The sequence below is a fragment of the Thermoanaerobaculia bacterium genome (assembly GCA_035593605.1).
In the GTDB taxonomy this organism is placed as follows: Bacteria; Acidobacteriota; Thermoanaerobaculia; order UBA2201; family DAOSWS01; genus DAOSWS01.
The window spans coordinates 87,794-108,767 of record DAOSWS010000004.1 but is presented as its reverse complement, the minus strand read 5'-3'; the positions used below and the strand labels follow the sequence as shown (position 1 = coordinate 108,767).

The window sequence follows — 20,974 nt, the reverse complement described above, 5'->3', positions numbered from 1 at the left end:
TTTTCTATCGTGAGTAATCAGGGTATAATACGTCCCCGACCCTACCGGAGAGGTGCTGGAGTGGTCGAACAGGGCTGCCTGCTAAGCAGTTGTCCCTTTAACCGGGGACCGTGGGTTCGAATCCCACCCTCTCCGCCACCCACCACCCCGCACACCCACCCAAGATACTCACCTTCGGTTGCTCTTCACACCCACCTGCCCCCCTCTGAGCGGCCTCGGGGGATTACTGATCTAGGGTGAACTCGGCCCGAATCCCATCCGACTTCGCGCAAGGCTTCGTCGAGACAAGCCCTCTCCGCCAACTTTTTGTTCGCAGATACAAAAAAGTGCCACGCCGAAGCTGTTGTTTAGCGAAGGCGGGCTCCCACCCCCCCATCATCATTTCACATAGAGCCAAGCGAACGTGGGACACGTACTTGTTACGTGTCCCTGAAGTGAGCCATGGTTTCTTGCAAAAGAAATAGGTATTGTGTCCCCAGATTTGAGGATTAATATTGAATAATGCAGAATGTAAGTTCAAGAATTCCATAACTGAATTAACAACCTCAGACTCGGTTACTTCACCCTGAAATGGTAGCTCATTCCCTAAACCAGGGAAAAATGGAATGCCTTGACCGAAGATGTGTACTGGTGTTCCACTGCGCAAATCAATGATTATTCCCCACTGATTGCCGTATCTATTAAGGAACTCTTGTTTCCATTGTTGTTTGGCAGGATAATTATCGATTTCATTGTAAGGTACGGAGATTGGATTTACAGTGAGGAAGTCAGATTTAAATGCAAGGTCTTGAATACTGCAATAACTTATTAATGGGATTACGGTTAAAAAGATTGAGAATAAAAATTTCATTGTGCCCTCCGAAGATAATTATTTCTGAAAAGGTCTTTCATGTCTTCTTACTAGTGAATATATGATTAGAGCTCCTCCTTCACCCCAAGGAAACGTTAATAGTAAAAACTGATCAGTTGGTGGGAAATAGATCATTCTTCCGACCAGCGATATAGGAAGTTCGTCTTCAGAGCTCCCAATTAATAATTGCCAGCTGTGATTCCTGTATAGGTATGTATTACCGGGCAAGAAGCCCGCAACAACACCATGGAATTTCGGATTGTATGACATTGACATAATCCCAGTAGCAATAGAACCTAGACCTTCATACTCTTGAATTTCAACTCCATCATACTCTAATGTAATGTCTCTATTCCAATCATACATAATGACTAACTTGCTCATTTCGTCATAGACTACGATATCTGCACTATAGTACTTATCAAAATATACTTCGTGAATTTGATAACCATCCCATTCGAATATGCTGTTGAAAGAATTGTGAAAAAATAGCGCTTTACGGCGATTGATATCATATGTGGTTAAGCTTGTTGCTTCTGTCTCCAAAAAACAATTCCAGCAATCACTATTATCTTTCTTGCAAAGCAGATTGCAGAGATAAGGATGAGGAGGATTTGGATTGCAATAGTAGAGCCTTACATCCATCAACATCTTATTGCTCTCATCATAGAACATCTGGTTTGGTTCGAATTGATGGTTGTATTGGTTGCTACTTGCTAGATGGGTACAGTCATATGTCCAATTATAACCATCGAACAACCATGTGTCGCTCATGGAGGTCTCTTCGTTATAATACGTCAACACAAGTTTCTCCATCATAGGGTCATATGCTAAATGGAAGTCTAAGAAACTATCTCCAGAATTTTCATAGATCGGTGGCCCCTCCCCAGTATCCAACTTCTCCCACTTCCACCCTGCCAGGAGTGAAGTCGTTATGAGCAATAACATGATGGTCAATAGTTTTTTCATATTGCCTCCTCAGTAACCATCATTATAATCCCCATCCGATTTTGAAATACATGAGAAATCTACGTGCAATATCAATACCAGAAGATCTCATCGCGAAAAACCTATGTAAAATAAGGATTTTCTCAAGGCCTTGCTGAAGTACGCTTAATTACCCCTGTTACAATCTGTAACAGAAGGTAGAGATACAATTGGTCATTTTTTCTAATACAACTCCGTGCGAGCCCACTGGTCAACCGGCCGCAGAGTATATTAAGGTGTTTGTCGTCGAGAAATGCATGGAAAATGGGGTGGAAGCCATGTGATTTCAGACGCTTGTGGACAGGGTATAGATAGGAGAGAAGGCTTGATTCTGGGGTAATTCGTAGTCCTGGGATAGCAAAAAGTTGCGAAACTCATCCCATCCGCCCCGCCACCCACCACCCCGCACACCCACCCAAGATACTCACCTTCGGTTGCTCTTCACACCCACCTGCCCCCCTCTGAGTGGCCTCGGGGGATTACTGATCTAGGGTGAACTCGGCCCGAATCCCACCCTCTCCGCCAGCCTTCGCTCCATTAAAAAGTATGATGAATCCGTATAATCTGGGGACACAATACCAATTTCTCCTTAGTGTTCCTAGAAAATCCCTTTCCATGAATTAAGTGTATCGCCAGGGTGCAGGGGTGTCAAACTGTTTGTCAAAAAGTGGCAAAACTCATCCCACCCTCTCCGCCACGTTTCGTTTCCTCGAAACGAAACGTGCCACGCCGAAGCTGTTGTTTAGCGAAGGCGGGCCTCCTGACCCCCATCATCCTTTCACACAGAAGCAAACGATCGTGGGACATGTACTTGCTACGTGTCCCTGAGGTGAGAGTGTATTTTCGTTCCAAATAAATGGGTAAACTGTCCCCGGAATTATCCAAATAAATGGGTAAACTGTCCCCGGAATTATCAGGGGAAAGAATTGATTATCGCTGGACGCTATTGCGTTCGATGTAGGAAAGAATCTGTTTCCGTTCCGGCGCGTTTGGTACAAGATCAAGGTAACGCCTGAAATGTTCAACAGCACATGGGACATCACCCAGATAATCGCCGCATAATATTGCAAGATTATTGTGAGCCTGAGGATCATCAGGCGCAATTTCCAATGCCGCTGTCAGGAGTCCTCTGGCACGAGGATAATCCCCCATCTGGATGCATAGAGTCCCCAGATTCATCATGCTGGCACTATCCTCAGGATTAAGAGAAACCGCCTTCTCCAGGATGGGAACAGCCTCCTTGAAAAGACTCTGTGAGATAAGTAGCTTTCCAAAATTCTTATAGACAGTTTGAGCCTGGGGGTATTTATGAATCATATTTCGGCATTCCCGGATAAGCCCCGTCCAGTCTTTGGATCGAAATCCGGCTTCCTGGGCTGCTTCCATGGCATTAAAGTCCAGAAGAAATTGATGGATATCGACCCGCTGAAGAGAAGACAACTGAACAGACCCGCCCGACATGTAACCCAGACTTTGAAGGCTTTTGGTCGCTTCCTGGTCGTTAACCAAAGTCTGATGCTGCAGGATCGGTTGCAGTCTGTCTGTTGCATATGTCTGAAATGCAAGCCTTCGCATCTCGCTCAGGATTTCACGGTATTCTGGATTTTCAGCGAGATTCTTTGTTTCGTCAGGATCGAGATCAAGATTGTACAGTTCCTGTAAACCATGTCGAATGTACATATAGGGACCCTTGCGGATTCCAAGCACGGGATTGATTCGAAACATGAAAGCGGGCAGAAAAGAAAAGCTGAAAAATGGAGCATGTTCATTGTCATTTCGGAAAAGGCTGGATCCATCAATCTCTATCTTTGCTTCATAATCAAACCAATCCAGTACGGTAGGAAATACATCTTCAAGGGAACACAGCGTTGAGGAAGGAGCCTGCAATTCCGGATTCGGAAAGAGAATGAGAGGAACATGAAGTGTAGATCGGTACAGCCCGTAGCCATGCCCATATTCTCCATGGTCGCCCAATCCCTCTCCATGGTCACCCACGATCATGACTTTCCAGGATTGATCTTTATCTCGATTGACGATCTCCATCAACAGTTGAACCTGATCATCTAAAAAGGAGGCCTGTGCCGCGTAAGGCTGAGATGGATATCTTTGATCGTATTCCGGTCTTGCCCGATAGGGGACGTGCAAATCATAATAGTGAACCCAGAGAAAGCGGGGTCCCGCTTCCCTTTCCTCTGTCAGATACTTCAGGACTGCTTTTGTCGTGTCCTCTCCGCTCTTTGTGGCGGGCAGCCAGTCATTGGTATCTCTCTTCCCAATTCCGGAATCATCATAGACATCAAATCCCTGATCGAGCCCGAATCTGCGTTTTAAGGTCTCCGAGGAGACAAAGGCAGCCGTTCGATATCCTTTCCTTTTAAATTGTGTGGCCAGGGTTTCAAATTCTGGCTGCAGACGGTAGCTTGTGCAATCCAGCACTCCGTGCTGCAGAGGATTGAGCCCGGTGAAAATCGTGGCGTGCGCTGGCGTGGTCAGCGGACAGGGTGTCAGGACTTCCTTTATGTATAGTCCATGTTTTGCGAGATAATCCAGGTTGGGTGTACTGACCTTTCCGCTTCCCGAAATACCCAGATAATCCCACCGCCAGGTGTCAAGCGTAATAAGAAGAAATGAGGATTTCTCCTTCTTTTTGTTCGATTCACTTGATATGGGTGTGTTTTTCTTTCTGGAATTACATGAACTCGGTAGGAACAAAATAAGGCAGGTCAAAATTAGAAAAAGTAAGAATAAACCAGCCTTTTTTTTGATAAGTTCTTTCATGGACCTTTGTTTTCTGTTTTTTTCAAAGATACCTTCCCATGAACCAAGTCTATCTCCAGGGTCCTGTGGTGTCAAATTGGGAAGCAAAAAGCTGCGAAGTTCATCCAGCCTTCATTCCATTGAAGACGATGATTGATCTAACGGCTGCTGGATCTGTCACTAAATCGGAATAAATTCCTAATTGGAAATGTTGCGGAACGTGTGGTGATTCGTGACTGACTTTCCCGGCAAAGTTGAGAATAGGCTTTCCCTGCTGAAAGAGGCCCTGCACCGGGCCGGTGTGAGGGTTACCCCTCAGAGGCTGGAGATCTTCCGCGAGGTGACCGGATCCGTTGATCATCCCGATGCGGAAGCCGTTTTTCAGGGTGTTCGGGAACGGATGCCGGCTCTCTCCCTGGACACCGTATACCGCACGCTCTGGCTCTTTCGCGACCTCGGTCTGATCCGGACCCTCACACCATCCCACGATCGCGCACGGTTCGACGCCAATCTCGAACCTCACCATCACGTTGTCTGCACACGGTGCGGAAAGACAAGAGATTTTCTCAGTGAGGAATTCAGCGGCCTGTCCATCCCCGAAGATGTTCACTCCTTCGGGACGATCGAGTCCACCCACGTGGAAGTGCGGGGTCTGTGCCGTGTGTGCGCCCGGCATGAGAGCGCTTCGAAAACATCAAGACGGAATGAAGGAAACATAGGTAAAAAAGGAGGAAAGAATGTCTGAAGAAAACAAATGCCCGGTGACGGGCAAAACGGGCAGTACGACTGCCGGAAGAGGTACCTCAAATCGTGACTGGTGGCCCAACCAGCTGAACCTGGGGATCCTTCACCAGCACGCTCCGGCTGCCAATCCGATGGATCCCGGCTTCAACTACGTAGAAGAATTCAAGAAGCTTGATCTTGCGGCCCTGAAAAAGGACCTGAACGCGCTGATGACCGATTCGCAGGACTGGTGGCCTGCCGACTGGGGCCACTACGGCGGTCTCTTTATCCGCATGGCCTGGCACAGTGCGGGTACTTACCGCACGGCTGACGGTCGTGGCGGGGGCGGAACAGGGAACCAGCGCTTTGCGCCGATCAACAGCTGGCCCGACAATGGAAACCTGGACAAGGCACGCCGCCTGCTCTGGCCGATCAAGCAGAAATACGGCAACAAGATTTCCTGGGCCGACCTCATGATCCTGACCGGCAACTGCGCACTGGAGTCAATGGGGTTCAAGACCTTCGGTTTCGGCGGCGGCCGCACAGACATCTGGCAGCCCGAAGAGGATATCTACTGGGGCAGGGAAGAGACCTGGCTGGGCGACGAACGATACAGTGGAGACCGCGATCTTGAGAATCCCCTGGCCGCAGTGCAGATGGGTTTGATCTATGTGAACCCTGAGGGCCCGAATGGGAAGCCTGATCCCGTGGCCTCGGGACGTGATGTGCGTGAAACCTTTGCCCGCATGGCGATGAACGACGAAGAGACTGTAGCGCTTGTTGCGGGTGGACACACCTTTGGCAAGGCTCACGGCGCGGGAGATCCGGCACTGGTAGGTCCTGAACCGGAAGCCGCTCCCATCGAGGAGCAGGGTCTGGGCTGGATCAACAAGTTTGGATCCGGCAAGGGCGTGCACACTACGACGAGCGGCATCGAGGGAGCCTGGAAGCCCAATCCCACAGCGTGGGACATGGGCTACTTCGATATGCTTTTCGGCTACGAGTGGGAACTGGTCAAGAGCCCGGCCGGAGCCAATCAGTGGCTGGCCAAAGACGTCAAGGAAGAGCACATGATTCCGGACGCCCATGACCCCACAAAGAAGCACCGGCCCATGATGACCACGGCCGACCTGTCCCTTCGCTTCGACCCGATCTACGAACCCATCGCACGCCGATTCCACAAGGACCCGGATGCCTTCGCCGACGCCTTTGCCCGTGCCTGGTTTAAATTGACCCACCGGGACATGGGGCCCAAGATCCTCTATCTCGGTCCGGAAGTCCCCGAAGAGGATCTGATCTGGCAGGACCCGATCCCCGCTGTCGATCATCCCCTGATCGATGACAGCGATGTTGCCGGTCTGAAGGAAAAGGTTATGGCTACGGGCCTGTCAGTCGCGGAGCTAGTCTCTACCGCATGGGCTTCGGCCTCGACCTTCCGGGGGTCGGACAGGCGCGGAGGAGCCAACGGCGCGCGCATTCGCCTCGCGCCACAAAAGGACTGGGCCGTGAACCAGCCGGAACAGCTGACCAGGGTCCTGAGTGTACTGGAAGGGATTCAGAAAGAATTCAACGGCTCCCGGACGGATGGCAAGAAGGTCTCTCTGGCGGACCTCATTGTCCTGGCCGGATGTGCCGCTGTTGAATCGGCGGCCAGAACTGCGGGGTACGCGGTGAAGGTACCCTTTACCCCGGGCCGCATGGACGCCCTTCAGGAACAGACCGACGTGGAATCTTTTGTACCGCTGGAGCCCCAGGCCGACGGTTTTCGCAATTACCAGAAACAGGTCTTTACTGTATCGGCTGAGGAGATGCTCGTGGACCGGGCGCAGCTGTTGACCCTGAGCGCACCTGAGATGACGGTGCTGGTGGGTGGTCTGCGTGTCCTGGGCGCCAACACAGGTCAGTCAAAACACGGTGTTTTTACAACCAGGGTCGGGCAGTTGACAAATGACTTTTTCGTCAACCTGCTGGACATGGGTACAGTGTGGAAGCCAACCTCCGATGCCGGGGAAACGTTTGAAGGGCGGGACCGAAAGAATGGAGATCTCAAGTGGACTGCCACCCGCGTGGACCTGATTTTCGGCTCCAACTCGCAGCTGCGCGCCCTGGCCGAGGTCTATGCTCAAAACGATGCAAAGGATAAGTTCGTGCGGGATTTCATTGCGGCGTGGAACAAGGTTATGATGCTGGACCGGTTCGACCTCGCCTGATTACCGTCTCTTTTGTAAGTTCATCCATAGCCCCGGTTCGGGTTGCCGAACCGGGGTTTTCATTTTAATCAAATTTCAACGATCGTTCCTTTCTTCCAGCCTGGAAATACCTGCTATAATTTTCTCATCTCTCCATGAGGTGGGTTATGGCAAAATCAAGTTTCCTGGTTATCCTTTTCTGCATAGCAACAGTATGCCTTTTGGCTGGGGAAGGGAAAGTCCCCATCTACCAGCAGACCACGATCACGCAGCCGGGCCACTACATCGTAACCCGGGATATTTCCATTGCATCGGGCAGTGTTCTTACGATCCAGGCCGATGAAGTCCAGGTCGATCTTGGAGGATTTACGCTCAGCACCAGCTCATCCAGCGCGGCGGTGATGGAAATCTCATCGGGAAAAACGGATCTTTTCTTTTATAACGGACGTCTGAAGGGTGGAATGTTCGGTATTCACCATATGGGATCCTCCAGTTCAATTCGGGTCTCGGTCAAAGATGTGGAAATCATCGATCCGGTCACTTCCGGAATCTCCATGACCAGGGTCAATAAAGCAGATATTGACCACTGCAGGATAGTGAGATCATCGCCTGATATTATGGCACTGTACGGGATTTTGCTTCAGGGAGATCCCGGATCGCTGGAGTGCAGAGTCACCGATAACGTCGTGGAGGGAACTGGATTCTACGGCATCTATCTCGATGATGTGACGGCCAGCGAGATCCGCGGCAATGAAGTGACCCGCTATGCCCAGACGGATTCCAGCTATTCTGGAATCTTTATTATTGGTCCGAGCATCTGGCAGTCTGGCGGTTCTCGGATAGTTGGAAACCGGGTCCGCAATGACGGGATCAATGGAGTGGGTATCTCTGTCACCGCAAACGCGACGATTTCCGGGAATCTTTCCATCTATAACGGGAAGATGGGGATCCGTTGTTCCCAGGGATGTCTGATCGAAAATAATACAGTGTCGTTTAACGGCACATATGGAATAGAGATCAATGGTCCTTACAATGTCATTCGAGGCAATAACATCACCGGGAATGGGACAACCACCAGCCACCATGGTATTTCATGTGTATCCGGGGAAAACCTGGTCGAAGATAATTCGGTGCAGGGAAATGCCGGATATGGGTTGTATCTGAGTCCAATCGTCTTTTATCGTGACAATATTCTTCGTGGCAATGGAGCTGGCGCGGTTTTCAGCGGGTACGATGCCGGGGGCAACATTATCTGATATTTCGACACCGAAGTAGGTGCCGTCCAGGAAATCCCGGTTGCTAACATGATCTCCCGGAGCTATCATAAAGGAGAAAGGAGGTGGCGATGCCAGACGGAGATGTCGGGTGTGCCAGGCCCACCGGTACGGCCGTAGGGCCCGCAGAGGAAACGAAACCGGAAGAATCGTCAACGTTGAAAAAGGAGGAACAAATGGTGACAGCGCGTGTGGGAGCCAAGGCTCCGGATTTTGAAGCGCCGGCCTTTCACAATGGGGGCTTTACGACCGTAAAATTGTCGGATTACCTGGGAAAATGGGTGCTGATCTGCTTCTACCCGGGTGATTTCACCTTTGTGTGACCGACGGAACTGTCAGCGGTCGCTGACAAATTTGATGTCCTTCAGAAACTGGGTGTCCAGGTCTTTTCCATAAGTGTCGATTCAGTATTCGTCCATAAGATGTGGGTGGATCATGAGTTGACGAAGATGGTGGAGGGGATTCCCTTTCCCATGGTCTCAGACCAGGCGGGGAATCTGGGTAAACTCTATGGCGTGTATGACGAAAATGCAGGGGTAGATATCCGCGGACGGTTTTTAATTGATCCCGATGGTGTGATTCAGGCCATGGAGGTTCTTACGCCTCCTGTGGGTCGTAGAATTGATGAAACCATCCGGCAGGTCCAGGCCTTCCAGCTGGTAAGGAAGACCAAGGGGAAAGAAGTCTGTCCGGCGGACTGGTCACCGGGCAAAGTCACACTGAAACCGGGCCCGGATCTCGTGGGTGCCGTCTGGAAAGTCTGGAAACCGGGGTCCTGATCGATCGAGATTCAGGTTGCCGTACCTTTTTCGCTCTCCTTAAACGCGAAAAATAATTCTTGCCTGTAGAGGACGTTATATCCGTGTTCCTCCAGGTGAAGGCATCGATCGATGTTGATCAGCTCCCTGCAGAGAGGATTGTCCACGGCATCCTGAGCGATTCGAAGAAATTCATCTGAATTACTTGTCATCCGGGCGAATTGACTTCGAGGATAGGCGTTTACGTTGTAAAAGGGTGAAAAATAGTAATCTTTGCCGGTCTTTTTGTATCGTGAAAATTCCCAGTTTTTCATGCGGAATAAGATGTTGATGAGGGTCCAATGCTTCACCATTTTTGTATTCCCTGCAATGTTTTCAAGGCAGCATGTGCGGGCTGCCAGTATTGGAGATTCCACGGTGACCGCATAATCGATAGAGGCATCCGTCAGGGACCCACAGGCGCCGAAGAACACGACGGCTTCGGGTCTTCGCGTGACGTCGGGATCATAGATGCTTTCCCTGACGAAGCGATAATTGGGTGTGGCTCGAAAAAGTCTGGCACTTGTATGTCGAAAGATTGTGTTCCATGTGGATGTGATATCTGTGGAAATCACCTCGCAGGCTGGGAGGGCCCGGGCCAGATCCCTGGAATGCCTGCCGAAAACAGAAATGGGGTTCACAATTACATTTCTGCCCGATTCGGAATCACGGAGGATCTGGTATAGCTGGTTTTTCAGATACGTATCCTTCAAACCCCGCATTCCTTCTCTCCAGATCGAAGTGCGGCCGAAGGGAATGCGTGGCAGGGGAGGAAGGCATGAAGACCAGCCTTCGATTACGGGAGATAGAATGGGGTCCACTTCCCTGACCGTCGGAATCCGATTCCTCGAATTTGCGGTGTTTGTCCGATACAGATCCATCAATTCCCCGAATACACTGGAATACGCAATGACTCTGGCGGCCGCTTGAATCTGTTGGGTCGTCACCATACCTTGAGTGTAGTACCGGTTCCGCAGGGAATCAAATTTGAAGGCATCATGAAATCCTTTCCGAGCTCTCTTCACCGGGATTATACTGATTCCAGTGATTGAATCCTGCATGTCCGACGGGAAGACTCGAATGGAATCCACTTCTCAATACGGAGGGTAGCGGGTGAACTTTCCAACAACATTTCCGGTTCTGACAGATTCTCAGGGAGAAGAGAGGGGGATTCTTCAATCATCGCCCTGCAGTTGCGGGGAAAGGTTCACGTATGATCGTGTCCGCCACCGGAATCTTCAGAGCGGAAGATATTACGATTGGAGAAAGGGACGTTGTCCTTCCTGTGGATCGACCCGGGAGTATCTTTTTGATATTTCAAACTGGTACAGCCCGGGTATTCTGAAATTCTCTTTTGTGATTCTGATTCTCTTTGGAGGGTTTGGCCTTGCCGTTGCCACAATATTGCCCGGAATGAGCAGCGGGAACCGTAGTGCAGGCATGATGGTCGGTCCAATCTTTATTGCACTTGCCGGAATCTGTTTCTGGCTTCTTCGGGGGGTTGTTAAGCTCGATTACCCCGTGCCGGGCCCGTTAGAGCTCGCAGCGGAACATGGAAATTCCGATACCATGGCTGGGATTTTATCATCCCTTGGAATATCCATGGATTCTCAATCTTCCGACCCGCTGACAGCCCTCGTGGGTGGAGCCGCCAAGGCTGGCCTGTGGCAGGGAATCCGGCAGATGGAACAGGGAAACCTGCTGGATGCATCGCGTACATTTGAAACGGTTCTTGCAGGGCTGGAAAACGAAAAGGATCCCCGGTGGGAGTCCATTCGTTCCGCGGCTCAACAGCTGTTAGACGAGGTGCGATCCGCCCAGCGTTAAGTCTTTGAAGATCTTCTGTGCGTCCATTCGTACAGAGAAATCGGTCGAGGCTGGAATCATGTGCCGTACCCGCTAGATCCGTGGAAGGATGATTGAGAATCGGGAGCCTTTGCCCGGTGTACTGCTCACCTCCACCCGTCCCCCAAAGAGATGAGCCGTATGTTTCACGATGGCAAGTCCCAGTCCGGACCCCTGCATACCGCTTCGTTTCGCTCCGGGTACACGATAAAACCGCTCAAAGATGCGCTCCAGGTGCTCCGGAGGGATTCCGCAGCCCTCGTCCGTGACGTCGATGGCGACCCCCTCCGATTCAGTCCGGGTGGAAAGGGTGATTGTTGTTCCTTGCGGACTTGCATGGATCGCGTTATCCACCAGGTTAGTGAGGGCCTGCTCCATAAGCGTTGGATTGACATCAATAACAGGGAATTCCAGGCCTGCGATTTCAACGGAAATACCCTGATTTCCGGCCCGTTCAGCCATTGTGTTCTGAACGCGTTCCAGGATTTCCCTGGAAGAGGTTTTCGTTCTCTCGGGGGGAATCCCGGACTCCATCCGCTCCAGCGCAGCAAGTCCCAGAAGATCTTCAATCAGTTCCCGGAGCCGGTCCGCCTGGCGGGACAGCATGTCAAGAAAGCGGGAGGACTCCCCGGGTAATTCTTCCATGGACTGGAGTGTCTCGATGGCTCCTGTCATGGTGGTCAATGGAGTTTTCAGCTCGTGGGAGACATTGGCGACGAACTCGGAACGCATCTTTTCAAAACGGCGAAACTCGGTCACGTCCAGGAGAACGATTAAACCACCCTTACATACGTGGTCTCCGCTTCGAAGGAGGGTCCCGCGTGCATGAATGTGGCGTTCCTCGGAGCCCGGCGTAATGATGTCCTGAACCCTGTTCTCTTTTTTATCCAGCAGGGTGTGAATCAGCAAAAGGAGGTCCGGGTGGCGGACTACTTCCTCGATCCATCGTCCCCTGACGTCCAGGATGGGAGGAGAGAGAATCCGAAACGCCGCTTCATTCATGTCGAGAACTTTACCCTCGGCGTCAAAGGCCAGAACGCCTTCCTGCATGCTGGAGAGGATGATCTTCCGCTCTTCGGACTGGGCCTGGACAGTCTGCAGGGTCTGGTGCAGACGGGAAGCCACGTCGTTGAATACTTCGGTCAGGGCTCGAATTTCCCGCGTCCCTTCCGGATGGATGGGCCGGGGTGTGAGCCCGCGGGTATAGGCGAGCGCCCCATCCCGAAGACGGACCAGGGGACGATTGATCCTCCAGGCAATGTACGCGCTCGCCAGGATGGAGAGGATGAGCATGACAGCTAACGCCCCCAGGAGCCTGCTGTAGAGCGCGGAGAGAAGCTGGCGAACCGCGGGCATGGGGCGGGCAGCACGGATTACAAAGGGGACATGCTCTTCCAGTTTCACGGCACGGGCCACATAGAGCATGGGAGTATTCAGGGTGTAGCTGTACCGTTCCGCACGGCCCGACCCGGTCTTGAAGGCATCAACGATCTCCGGTCTGAGAGCGTGGTTATCCATGGCTCCGGGTGTGGAGTCGCTGTCACCGATAACGGTTCCTTCGGCCAGAATGACGGTGAACCGGACGGGAAGGCCGTGAACCACACCCTTGCACATGGCATCGATCTTTTGATAATCGCCCTGAATGTAAGCTTGAAGGATGGACGGTTCAAGGAGGATCGTCTGAGCCCGGAGCTCCTCGGCTTCCCGCTGCAGATAGAGATCTCCCATCGTGTCCAGAACCAGGACCGTGACAGCGAGGAGCGGTAAAAGGGCGAAGAGGAAGAGAGTGATAAAGAGCCTGGAAAAGAGTGTATTTCGAATCATGAGGTTTCCTGGAATCGGTACCCTACGCCCCGGACGGTCTGAATCCATTCACCCATGGATCCAAGCTTTTTGCGCAGGCTTGCGATATGGACATCCACGGTACGATCTCCAATGAAGGCGTCGTCACCCCGGACAGCGTCCACAATCTGGTACCGGGTGAAGACCTTGCCGGGCCGGCCGGCAAGGAGGGACAGGATGGAAAATTCTGAAAAGGTGAGGGATATGGGGATTCCTTCAACACGAACTTCGTGGCGTTCGGGGTCCAGTAGCAGACCTTCAAATTCCAGCACTTTGGCCTCTGGAACTTCAATGTTCCGTCGTCGAAGCACAGCCTTGATCCGGGAGAGGAGGATGGAAAAGTTATAGGGTTTGGTGATGTAATCGTCCGCCCCGATGTCCAGGCCGGTCACGATATCTCGATCTCCGCTCCGTGCCGTCAGCATGATGATGGGCAGTTTCGCGGTCGCCGTCTGTCGTCGAAGGAGTCGACAGACATCCAGTCCTCCAATCCCGGGAAGCATCAGGTCCAGGAGTACCAGGTGGGGGAGGGGGTCATCCGCGACCCTTTTCAAGGCTTCTTCACCCGTCGAGGCGGTTTCGACCTGAAATCCCTCCCGGTGGAGGTTGTAGGCCAGGAGCTCCCGGATGTCATCTTCATCCTCGACAACCAGGATCGAGATGTCTTTCACGTCAACCATTCTACAATAGTGCCCTGAAAACATTAAGGAAATGTTAAGGCCTGTATGCGGATAGCCCATGATATACTCCTCCCATGAAACGCCTTATTCTCCTCCTTCTGGCAGGGGCGGGGATTCTCCACGCGGATTACTTCTTCGAAGTCCCGACCTCCATTTCCCATGTGTATGTGCAGGATGACGGATCCATTGACATTGAATACTGGATCACCTTCCAGAATATCGGGCAGCCCATCGATGTTGTGGATATCGGCTTACCCAAAGCCGGGTATCGGATCGAAACGGCGGCAGCTGATCTGGACGGGCAGCCTCTGTTCGATATTCGCCCATCAGAATATGTGTCCATCGGGATTGAAGTCCACCTCCTGGAAAAGTCGATTGCTCCGGGAAATCAGGGTACGATTCACGTCAGGATCAACAACCCGAGGATGATCTACCGGGATGATGACGACCCGGAGTACGCTTCCCTGCGGTTTGCGCCCACCTGGTTCGGCTCCCAGTATACCCGGGGAACGACGCGGTATGAGGTTTACTTCCACCTTCCACCCACGGTGAGTCCGGATCAGCCGAGATGGCACAAACAGGAACCTCAGGTCAAGGAACTCACCGAGAACGGCGTTGTCTTCGGGTATATCGTAGATAATGGATCACCCTCTGGCCGTTATGAATTCGGCGTTTCTTTCCCCGCCTCGGCGGTTCAATCCGTAGTCGAGCCCCCCTCCAAGTTTTCCCGGTTCATGGGAAAGCTCTTATCCTTCATTGGAATGGTCATTGGAGCCCTGGTGCCCTTTCTCTGTTTTGGGGGAATTATCGCTCTCGCCGCACTGGGTATTATTTCCAGCAACAGGCGAAAGATGAAATATCTCCCTGCCACGGTAGGAGTGGAAGGGGTGGAGGTTCGTCGGGGGTTGACCGTTCCGGAAGTCGCCGTTCTGAAGGAATTGAAGGTGAACAAGGTGTTGGCTCTCGTTCTCTTCGGACTGGTTCGAAAGGGCAGGGCCTCGGTAGAGCGAAAGACGCCGCTTCAGGTCGAGCCAATCGAAGGGGAAGGTTCACTTCTTACGTACGAAGAGGAGTTTATCGCCTCCATTCAGGATGACAGGAAGATCGATCCCAAGGAAGCCGAGAAAATTCTGATCAAGCTGATAAAAAACGTGGAAAACAAGATGAAGGGATTCAACCGGAAGAAGACCCTCAGCTACTATGAAACGATTATGAGAAAGGCGTGGAGAGAGGTGGGAACCGACAACTACGAACAGTCCTTTGAGTGGCTTCTTCTGGATGAAGACGCGGAGAAGAAAATACCCGAAGTCCTTTCCAATCAGACCATACCCAGGCCCATTTGGTGGCACCATTACATGGGAGGAAGCCATCCCTCCACGGCCGGTGTGCCGGCTCCGGGAAGGATCAGCGGGCTGGACTTTGCCCACAATATCGTGTCCGGGGTGGAAAGTTACGCAAACTCCATTGTCGGAAACGTATCTTCCCTGGCCCAGAATGTCACATCCAAAACCAACCCGGTTCCCGTCAGTTCGGGAGGCAGGTCAGGGGGGGGCGGCGGATGTGCGTGTGCCTGCGCCTGTGCGGGGTGTGCCTGTGCCTGTGCCGGAGGTGGACGATGATCTTCAGGAAAAAGCAACCGCTTTCTAAGGGTCTCTACCATCAGAGAATCGAAGAGCCCGAGATGACTGCTCGTCTTCACCTCCGCGTGGAGGAAGGGGGCAGAGGTGTCCTCTCCATTAATGCCGCCAAGATTCTCCATCTGAATCCAACAGCTACGGAGATCGTCAAACTCTCCATGGACGGGCTGGACCGGTCCGAAATTCTGAGGACCATGAAGTCACGTTACCGGGCGAGTAAACGGGTCCTTGAAACAGATATCGCGCGGGTTCTGGACACGGTGTCCGTTCTGGTTCGTACCGACGGGATCTGCCCTATAACCTACCTCGACACGGAACCCGTGGCGGCCTTTTCCTATGAGGGCAGCGCTCCTCTTCGGATGGACCTGGCTCTGACCTACCGCTGTTCCAACGACTGCCACCACTGTTACAACCTGAAGGGAAGAGCGGAAAAAGAATTGGAGAAAGAGGAGTGGTACAACGTGCTTCAGCGCCTCTGGAACGCAGGGATTCCCCACGTGGCTTTTACCGGGGGGGAGCCTACGCTGAGGGATGATCTTCCCGATTTGATTGCACGTGCGGAGGAAATCGGACTCGTAACCGGGCTGTTGACCCATGGACGCCGATTGGCCGATCGAGATTATCTGCAGGCTCTGGGCGATGCCGGCCTGGACTACGTGCAGATCACCCTGGAATCGGCCGACCCGGAGATCCATGACCGGATGGTGGGGGCGCATGGCGCCCACGCCCAGACTCTGCAGGGCATTCGTAACTGTATCGATGCCGGCCTCTACGTCCTGACCAACACGACCCTTACGAGGACCAACGCAGGGAATGCCGTTCAGACGGTTCGACTCATCGCGGACCTGGGACTGCCCTCCTTTGCCGTCAACGGAATGATCCACACGGGTAAGGAAGAGCAGAAGGAACTTGCACTCTCTATGGAAGAACTCACACGCGTTCTTACAGACATTCGTGAGGAAGCGGAGCGTCTGGGCCTTCGCTTTATCTGGTACACGCCGACCCGTTATTGTGAATTAAATCCCGTCGATCTCCAGCTCGGTCTGAAACAGTGTTCCGCTGCCCGGATCTCCATGGCCATCGAACCGGACGGCACCGTACTGCCCTGCCAGTCGACCTATACGTCCGTCGGCAATATTCTGAACGATTCCTGGACATCGATCTGGAACCATCCTGTCTGTATCTCTCTGCGCGAGAGAAGGTACATGATGGAAGCCTGCACGGACTGTGAGTGGGTCGATCTGTGCGGAGGCGGATGTCCCCTGGAAACGGACCATGGGGATTACACCTGCATGGCGTCACCGACGGGGAGCTGATCCATCCAGGCCTTTCCGGGATTTACCTCTGAAGAGATCCAGCAATACCTGACTCTTCAGGCGAAGGAGACGCGTCCGGCCCGCCTCCATCTCTATCGGTACCTTCATCTTCCCAGAAAGCAACATGTTCTGGAAATCGGTTCCGGTACCGGCGCGATCCTGAAGGAAATCCGGGAACGCGTCCCGGGTGCCATCGGTCTTGACCGGGAACCATGTCTGCTGCTGACGGGAGATCCATTACGTTCTCTGGTAGGGGATGCATGCAGCCTGCCGCTGAAAGACCGGAGCCTCGATCTTGCTTTTTTCCATTTCGTTCTGATCTGGATACGGGAACTGGAATCAGCGATCCGGGAAGTGTACCGGGTTCTGAAGTCAGGGGGATCCATTGCGTTGATCGAGCCGGATTACAGTCCTTCCTCAACCCCTTATCCACCCGGTGGTGCCCGGATGAACCTGGCGGAATCGATTCCAAATTTATTGGAGTCCGCCGGCTTCCGGACCCGCTATGTTCAAGTGACGCATTTGTCTGTCGATTCGAATCCCGAGCTTCTTGCCCTGGAGTCAAAATTGAGGGGAAAAGATACGACCCCGGGTCCGAACGCCTTTCCTCTGCTCATGCTGATTGCAGAGAAAGATCCTGCACGGTAAGCCGTCCGTCTCTCAGGAAATCGAATGGGCGGAGGGGCAGAGGGCGGAAAGGAAACATTCCGCACATCGGGGTTTTCTTGCTTTGCAGACGGCCCTGCCGTGTTCGATAAGGAGGTAGGTTACCTCCATCCAGCGATTCCGGGGGAATAGGCTCATGAGATCCTTCTCAATTTTAATGGGGTCGCTGTGGGAGGAAAAGCCCAGGCGGGAAGCCAGCCTTCCGACGTGAGTGTCCACGGCGATCCCCTCCACTTTGCCGAACGCGTTGGACAGGATAATGTTGGCCGTTTTCCGGCCAATACCCGGAAGCTGAACCAGTTCCTCCATCGTGTCAGGAACAGCTCCGCCGTGGTTGTCCAGGATTTTTCTGCAGAGCCCGCGGATCGATCGGGTCTTGTTCCGGAAAAACCCGGTCGAATGGATGTCGGCTTCCAGTTCTTCCGCGGGGACCCGCAGATAGTCTTCGGGTGACCTGTATTTTGTAAAGAGGGAACGGGTGACGAGATTCACCCGTTCATCGGTGCACTGGGCGGAGAGGATGGTGGCCAGGGCCAGTTCCAGGGGATTGGAGTAAAGAAGCACGGTCCCTGGCGTCCCATACGCGGATTTCAAAGCATCAAAGATGGAAGCCGCCCGCTTTCGATCAGCCACGGTCACCTCCCAGCCAGGATCGTAATCGCTCGGGAGACCATGTGTTGGCACAGGCCTCCCGGGTGAGAAATCCCTTTCTCCCCACCATGACACCGTAAAGAACGTCCGTCAGCCCATCCGTCATGTGGGCGTCGGGATTAATCATCAGCGGAATGTCCAGGTCAAGGGCGGTCTTGACCCGGGTCCAGTCCAGGTCAAGTCGGTGCGGGTTTGCATTGATTTCGATCATGATCCGATGCCGGGCGGCGGCTTCCAGGATCCGATCCATGTCGGCATCGTAGGGCTCCCGGGCCAGGAGAAGCCTTCCCGTCGGGTGGCCGAGAATGTCGACATGGGGATTGGCGATGGCTCGAAGGATCCTTTCCGTCTGCTCCTCTCTTGTCAAGGAAAACCGGGTGTGAACGCTTGCGACGACGAAATCGAGACTCTCCAATACTTCATCGGGATAGTCCAGGGACCCATCCGGGAGGATGTCGCACTCCACGCCGGTGAAGAGAGAGAGGTCCGGAATCGACTGACGGAGTGCATGGATTTCACGGGTCTGTTCAAGGAGACGGCGGGTCTCCAGGCCCCTCGCATAGTAGGCACTTTGAGAGTGGTCGGCAAATCCCAGGAAAGACCAGCCAAGGTCACGTGCGGCACTGGCCATCTCTTCCAGTGTGTGAATGCCGTCACTCCAGACCGTGTGATTGTGAAGGCATCCCCGGATATCTTCCGGTTTCAAAAGAGTGGAAAGATCGAATGAAGCGGTGAAGGTGAGATCGTTTCCTGATTCCCTGAGTTCCGGCGGAATCCAGGGGAGTTCAGCCAGAGAATAGATCGCTTCCTCACTTTCCGGATGTGAGGGAAGATCTGCTCCGGATTCAACAATCCGGCGCTTGACCGCTTCGACATGGGATGGGGATCCGGTGGTCTCCCATAAACGGAGAATTTCCGTTTTCTCTTCCGCCAGGTGGATCTCCACCGGAGTGTGGTGGTGCCAGCTATGGAGGGTACGACCCTTCTGTTCCCAGGATCCATCCGGGAGAATGTCTCCGATGTTCCCTTTTTCCCGGTCGGAAAGGACAAAGGTCAGAAGACCTATCGTACGATCGAAGCGCCGCAGGAGGCCGCTGGGGATCAGGGAGGGGAGGGATGTCTGCCATGTGCGGGCCAGATCGAGAGCCCGGTCAAGATGAATTTCATGACGGCGTGCCTCTTTCGATTCCAGTTGAAGGCCGAGGGCTCGCTGGGTCTTTTCTCCGAAGCCGGGCAGGTCGAGCAGGCGGTTCTGGTAAATGACATAGAGGAGTTCCCCGGGATTGTCGATCCCGAGGTGTTCCACGAGGGTCCGGACTTTTTTCGGTCCGAGGCCGGGTATCTGTAACAATTCCCTCACTCCAGGGGATACCTTCTCGTACAGGTCTTCAAGGAGCGGGTGGCTGTCCGATTGAAGCAGGGACAGAATGATCTCAGAAAGACCTTTGCCGATCCCCTTAACCCCGGCCAGCCGATCTGCGGTAATATCTCCTTCCAGGGTAGGGACGATCCGTCCTGCGTTGCGAAAGGCTCGAATTCGAAAGGGGTTGGAACCCGTGACTTCCATGAGATCGGCCATCTCTTCCAGGATGGCGGCAGCTTTCTTCTTATTCATGGCTTGTATTATCCCAGATTTTGCTGTCAACCGGCCGTTGCGTCCACCCCCTTGTTCAATGGATTATAATGGACAAAGTATTTTTTAAAGGAGGCTTTTCTATGGTTTGTCAGCGACCCTCTATTTCCCGGTTATGCGTCCCAATACAAATTCTACTGCTGACAGGCCTCGTTTTCGTTTCGGTGGCCTGCACCCGTCAGACCCAACCCTCCCCTGAGCCGGAAACCATGATCACCCTCATGCAGATCCACGGGCCTTCTGGATATCTGACCGTGGAAGATGGTGGAACCGGAGGCGTTCCCATCCTCTTTGTTCACGGTCTCGCCGGGGAGATGACGGTATGGGAGGATCAGCTTGCCCATGTGAGAAAGTCCAGGCGGGCGCTGGCCATGGACCTGAGAGACCACGGCCAGAGTACGCCTCCCATGGATGGCAAATACACGGTGGATGCCTTCGCTTCCGATATTCATGCTGTCCTGGACCACCTGGGAATCCGGCGTGTCGTCCTGGCCGGTCACAGCCTGGGAGGTGCTGTCGTGATCCGGTATGCTGCTTTGCACCCGGGACGCGTTGCCGGTCTGGTCTTTGTGGACTCCGTCGGGGATCTGAGCCAGTTGCCTCCCGAGCAGATCAACGCCTTCATGGATAAGATGAATCAGGGAGATGTCATGGAGAACGTGAAGAAGTTTTACGATGGGCTTCTTTCCAACGCCTCACCGCGCGTGAGGGAGGAAGTTTCGGCCACGATCGAAAGCCTCGAACCCGAAGCCTATCTGGAGATCTGGCAGAGCCTCCTTGCCTATGATCTTTCCAGTGATCTCAATCAATATTCCGGGCCCATGCTGGCCTTTGTCACGCCTGAGAACCAGGAGACCTACAGCCTGCAGAATCTTCGAGAGGGAATCGAAGTCTATCCAATGGAGGGTGTGAGCCACTGGGTCATGATGGAAAAACCGGAGGAGTTTAATTCGCGGCTGGATCAATTCCTGACCGCGATTCATTGATGGATTTCATCACGGGTTGACGTTTCAGGGGCTCCGATCTGCAGGGGCCTGTTCAGAGAAAAATCTATTCATTCATTGTAGAGAAGTTCATTTCTATACATAGTCTCAATTGCAAATAAATGCCGGCCCCGCGTGGGTTTC

At 53.0% G+C, this 20,974-nt stretch carries 17 protein-coding genes and 1 tRNA gene; 10 read left to right on the top strand and 8 right to left on the bottom strand.

Going from position 1 to position 20,974, the window contains the following annotated elements:
- Window positions 1-46 precede the first annotated feature (46 nt).
- A tRNA-Ser gene (locus PLD04_03115) sits at window positions 47-138 on the top strand.
- A gap of 85 nt (window positions 139-223) precedes the next feature.
- Here the strand turns inward: PLD04_03115 and PLD04_03110 are convergent.
- From PLD04_03110 to PLD04_03100, 3 genes are all read right to left on the bottom strand, one after another.
- On the bottom strand, window positions 224-850 hold the full coding sequence (locus PLD04_03110; GenBank protein ID HXK67310.1) for a hypothetical protein: 627 nt from the start codon (window positions 848-850) through the stop codon (window positions 224-226).
- An 18-nt stretch (window positions 851-868) separates the two neighbouring features.
- Window positions 869-1,819 carry a hypothetical protein gene (locus tag PLD04_03105; GenBank protein ID HXK67309.1) on the bottom strand — a complete coding sequence of 317 codons (951 nt, stop codon included), beginning with the start codon at window positions 1,817-1,819 and terminating at the stop codon, window positions 869-871.
- Between the two features lie 948 nt (window positions 1,820-2,767).
- On the bottom strand, window positions 2,768-4,549 hold the full coding sequence (locus PLD04_03100; protein ID HXK67308.1) for a sulfatase-like hydrolase/transferase: 1,782 nt from the start codon (window positions 4,547-4,549) through the stop codon (window positions 2,768-2,770).
- A gap of 277 nt (window positions 4,550-4,826) precedes the next feature.
- Between PLD04_03100 and PLD04_03095 the strand changes: the two genes are divergently transcribed.
- The 4 genes from PLD04_03095 to prxU all read left to right on the top strand — a co-directional run bounded on the left by PLD04_03095 (window position 4,827) and on the right by prxU (window position 9,559).
- Entirely contained in the window at window positions 4,827-5,339 is a 513-nt protein-coding gene (locus PLD04_03095; GenBank protein ID HXK67307.1) for a transcriptional repressor, read from the top strand.
- Window positions 5,332-7,527: a catalase/peroxidase HPI gene (gene katG, locus PLD04_03090; GenBank protein ID HXK67306.1), complete on the top strand. Its 2,196-nt coding sequence runs from the start codon at window positions 5,332-5,334 to the stop codon at window positions 7,525-7,527. The genes PLD04_03095 and katG overlap by 8 nt, the downstream gene beginning before the upstream one ends.
- A gap of 146 nt (window positions 7,528-7,673) precedes the next feature.
- Window positions 7,674-8,762: a right-handed parallel beta-helix repeat-containing protein gene (locus PLD04_03085; protein ID HXK67305.1), complete on the top strand. Its 1,089-nt coding sequence runs from the start codon at window positions 7,674-7,676 to the stop codon at window positions 8,760-8,762.
- A gap of 89 nt (window positions 8,763-8,851) precedes the next feature.
- Entirely contained in the window at window positions 8,852-9,559 is a 708-nt protein-coding gene (gene prxU / locus PLD04_03080) for a thioredoxin-dependent peroxiredoxin (GenBank protein ID HXK67304.1), read from the top strand.
- An 11-nt stretch (window positions 9,560-9,570) separates the two neighbouring features.
- Here prxU and PLD04_03075 read toward each other — a convergent pair whose 3' ends face one another.
- Complete coding sequence (locus PLD04_03075; protein HXK67303.1) at window positions 9,571-10,527, bottom strand: hypothetical protein; 957 nt, start codon at window positions 10,525-10,527, stop codon at window positions 9,571-9,573.
- A gap of 163 nt (window positions 10,528-10,690) precedes the next feature.
- Here PLD04_03075 and PLD04_03070 point away from each other — a divergent pair, with 163 nt between their 5' ends.
- The gene (locus PLD04_03070; protein ID HXK67302.1) at window positions 10,691-11,404 is read left to right on the top strand and encodes a hypothetical protein; all 714 of its coding nucleotides are present in this window, start codon (window positions 10,691-10,693) and stop codon (window positions 11,402-11,404) included.
- 72 nt (window positions 11,405-11,476) lie between these two features.
- Here the strand turns inward: PLD04_03070 and PLD04_03065 are convergent, their stop codons facing one another.
- The gene (locus tag PLD04_03065; protein HXK67301.1) at window positions 11,477-13,246 is read right to left on the bottom strand and encodes an ATP-binding protein; all 1,770 of its coding nucleotides are present in this window, start codon (window positions 13,244-13,246) and stop codon (window positions 11,477-11,479) included.
- Window positions 13,243-13,944 carry a response regulator transcription factor gene (locus PLD04_03060; protein HXK67300.1) on the bottom strand — a complete coding sequence of 234 codons (702 nt, stop codon included), beginning with the start codon at window positions 13,942-13,944 and terminating at the stop codon, window positions 13,243-13,245. The genes PLD04_03065 and PLD04_03060 overlap by 4 nt, the downstream gene beginning before the upstream one ends.
- Window positions 13,945-14,018: 74 nt before the next feature.
- On the opposite strand from PLD04_03060, the gene PLD04_03055 reads away from it, so the two are divergent.
- From PLD04_03055 to PLD04_03045, 3 genes are all read left to right on the top strand, one after another.
- On the top strand, window positions 14,019-15,563 hold the full coding sequence (locus tag PLD04_03055; protein ID HXK67299.1) for a hypothetical protein: 1,545 nt from the start codon (window positions 14,019-14,021) through the stop codon (window positions 15,561-15,563).
- Window positions 15,560-16,897, top strand: a complete 1,338-nt coding sequence (locus PLD04_03050; protein ID HXK67298.1) for a radical SAM protein — start codon at window positions 15,560-15,562, stop codon at window positions 16,895-16,897. Before PLD04_03055 ends, PLD04_03050 begins: the two co-directional genes overlap by 4 nt.
- A gap of 135 nt (window positions 16,898-17,032) precedes the next feature.
- A complete protein-coding gene (locus tag PLD04_03045; protein ID HXK67297.1) occupies window positions 17,033-17,545 on the top strand; it encodes a class I SAM-dependent methyltransferase in 513 nt (170 codons plus the stop codon).
- Between the two features lie 12 nt (window positions 17,546-17,557).
- On the opposite strand, the gene nth is transcribed toward PLD04_03045, so the two are convergent.
- Both nth and PLD04_03035 read right to left on the bottom strand, forming a co-directional pair.
- A complete protein-coding gene (gene nth / locus PLD04_03040) occupies window positions 17,558-18,196 on the bottom strand; it encodes an endonuclease III (GenBank protein ID HXK67296.1) in 639 nt (212 codons plus the stop codon).
- Window positions 18,189-19,829 (bottom strand): helix-hairpin-helix domain-containing protein, encoded by a 1,641-nt coding sequence (locus tag PLD04_03035; protein HXK67295.1) that lies wholly within the window; start codon window positions 19,827-19,829, stop codon window positions 18,189-18,191. The genes nth and PLD04_03035 overlap by 8 nt, the downstream gene beginning before the upstream one ends.
- Before the next feature lie 101 nt (window positions 19,830-19,930).
- On the opposite strand from PLD04_03035, the gene PLD04_03030 reads away from it, so the two are divergent.
- Window positions 19,931-20,833 carry an alpha/beta hydrolase gene (locus PLD04_03030; protein HXK67294.1) on the top strand — a complete coding sequence of 301 codons (903 nt, stop codon included), beginning with the start codon at window positions 19,931-19,933 and terminating at the stop codon, window positions 20,831-20,833.
- The last annotated feature ends 141 nt before the right edge of the window (window positions 20,834-20,974 follow it).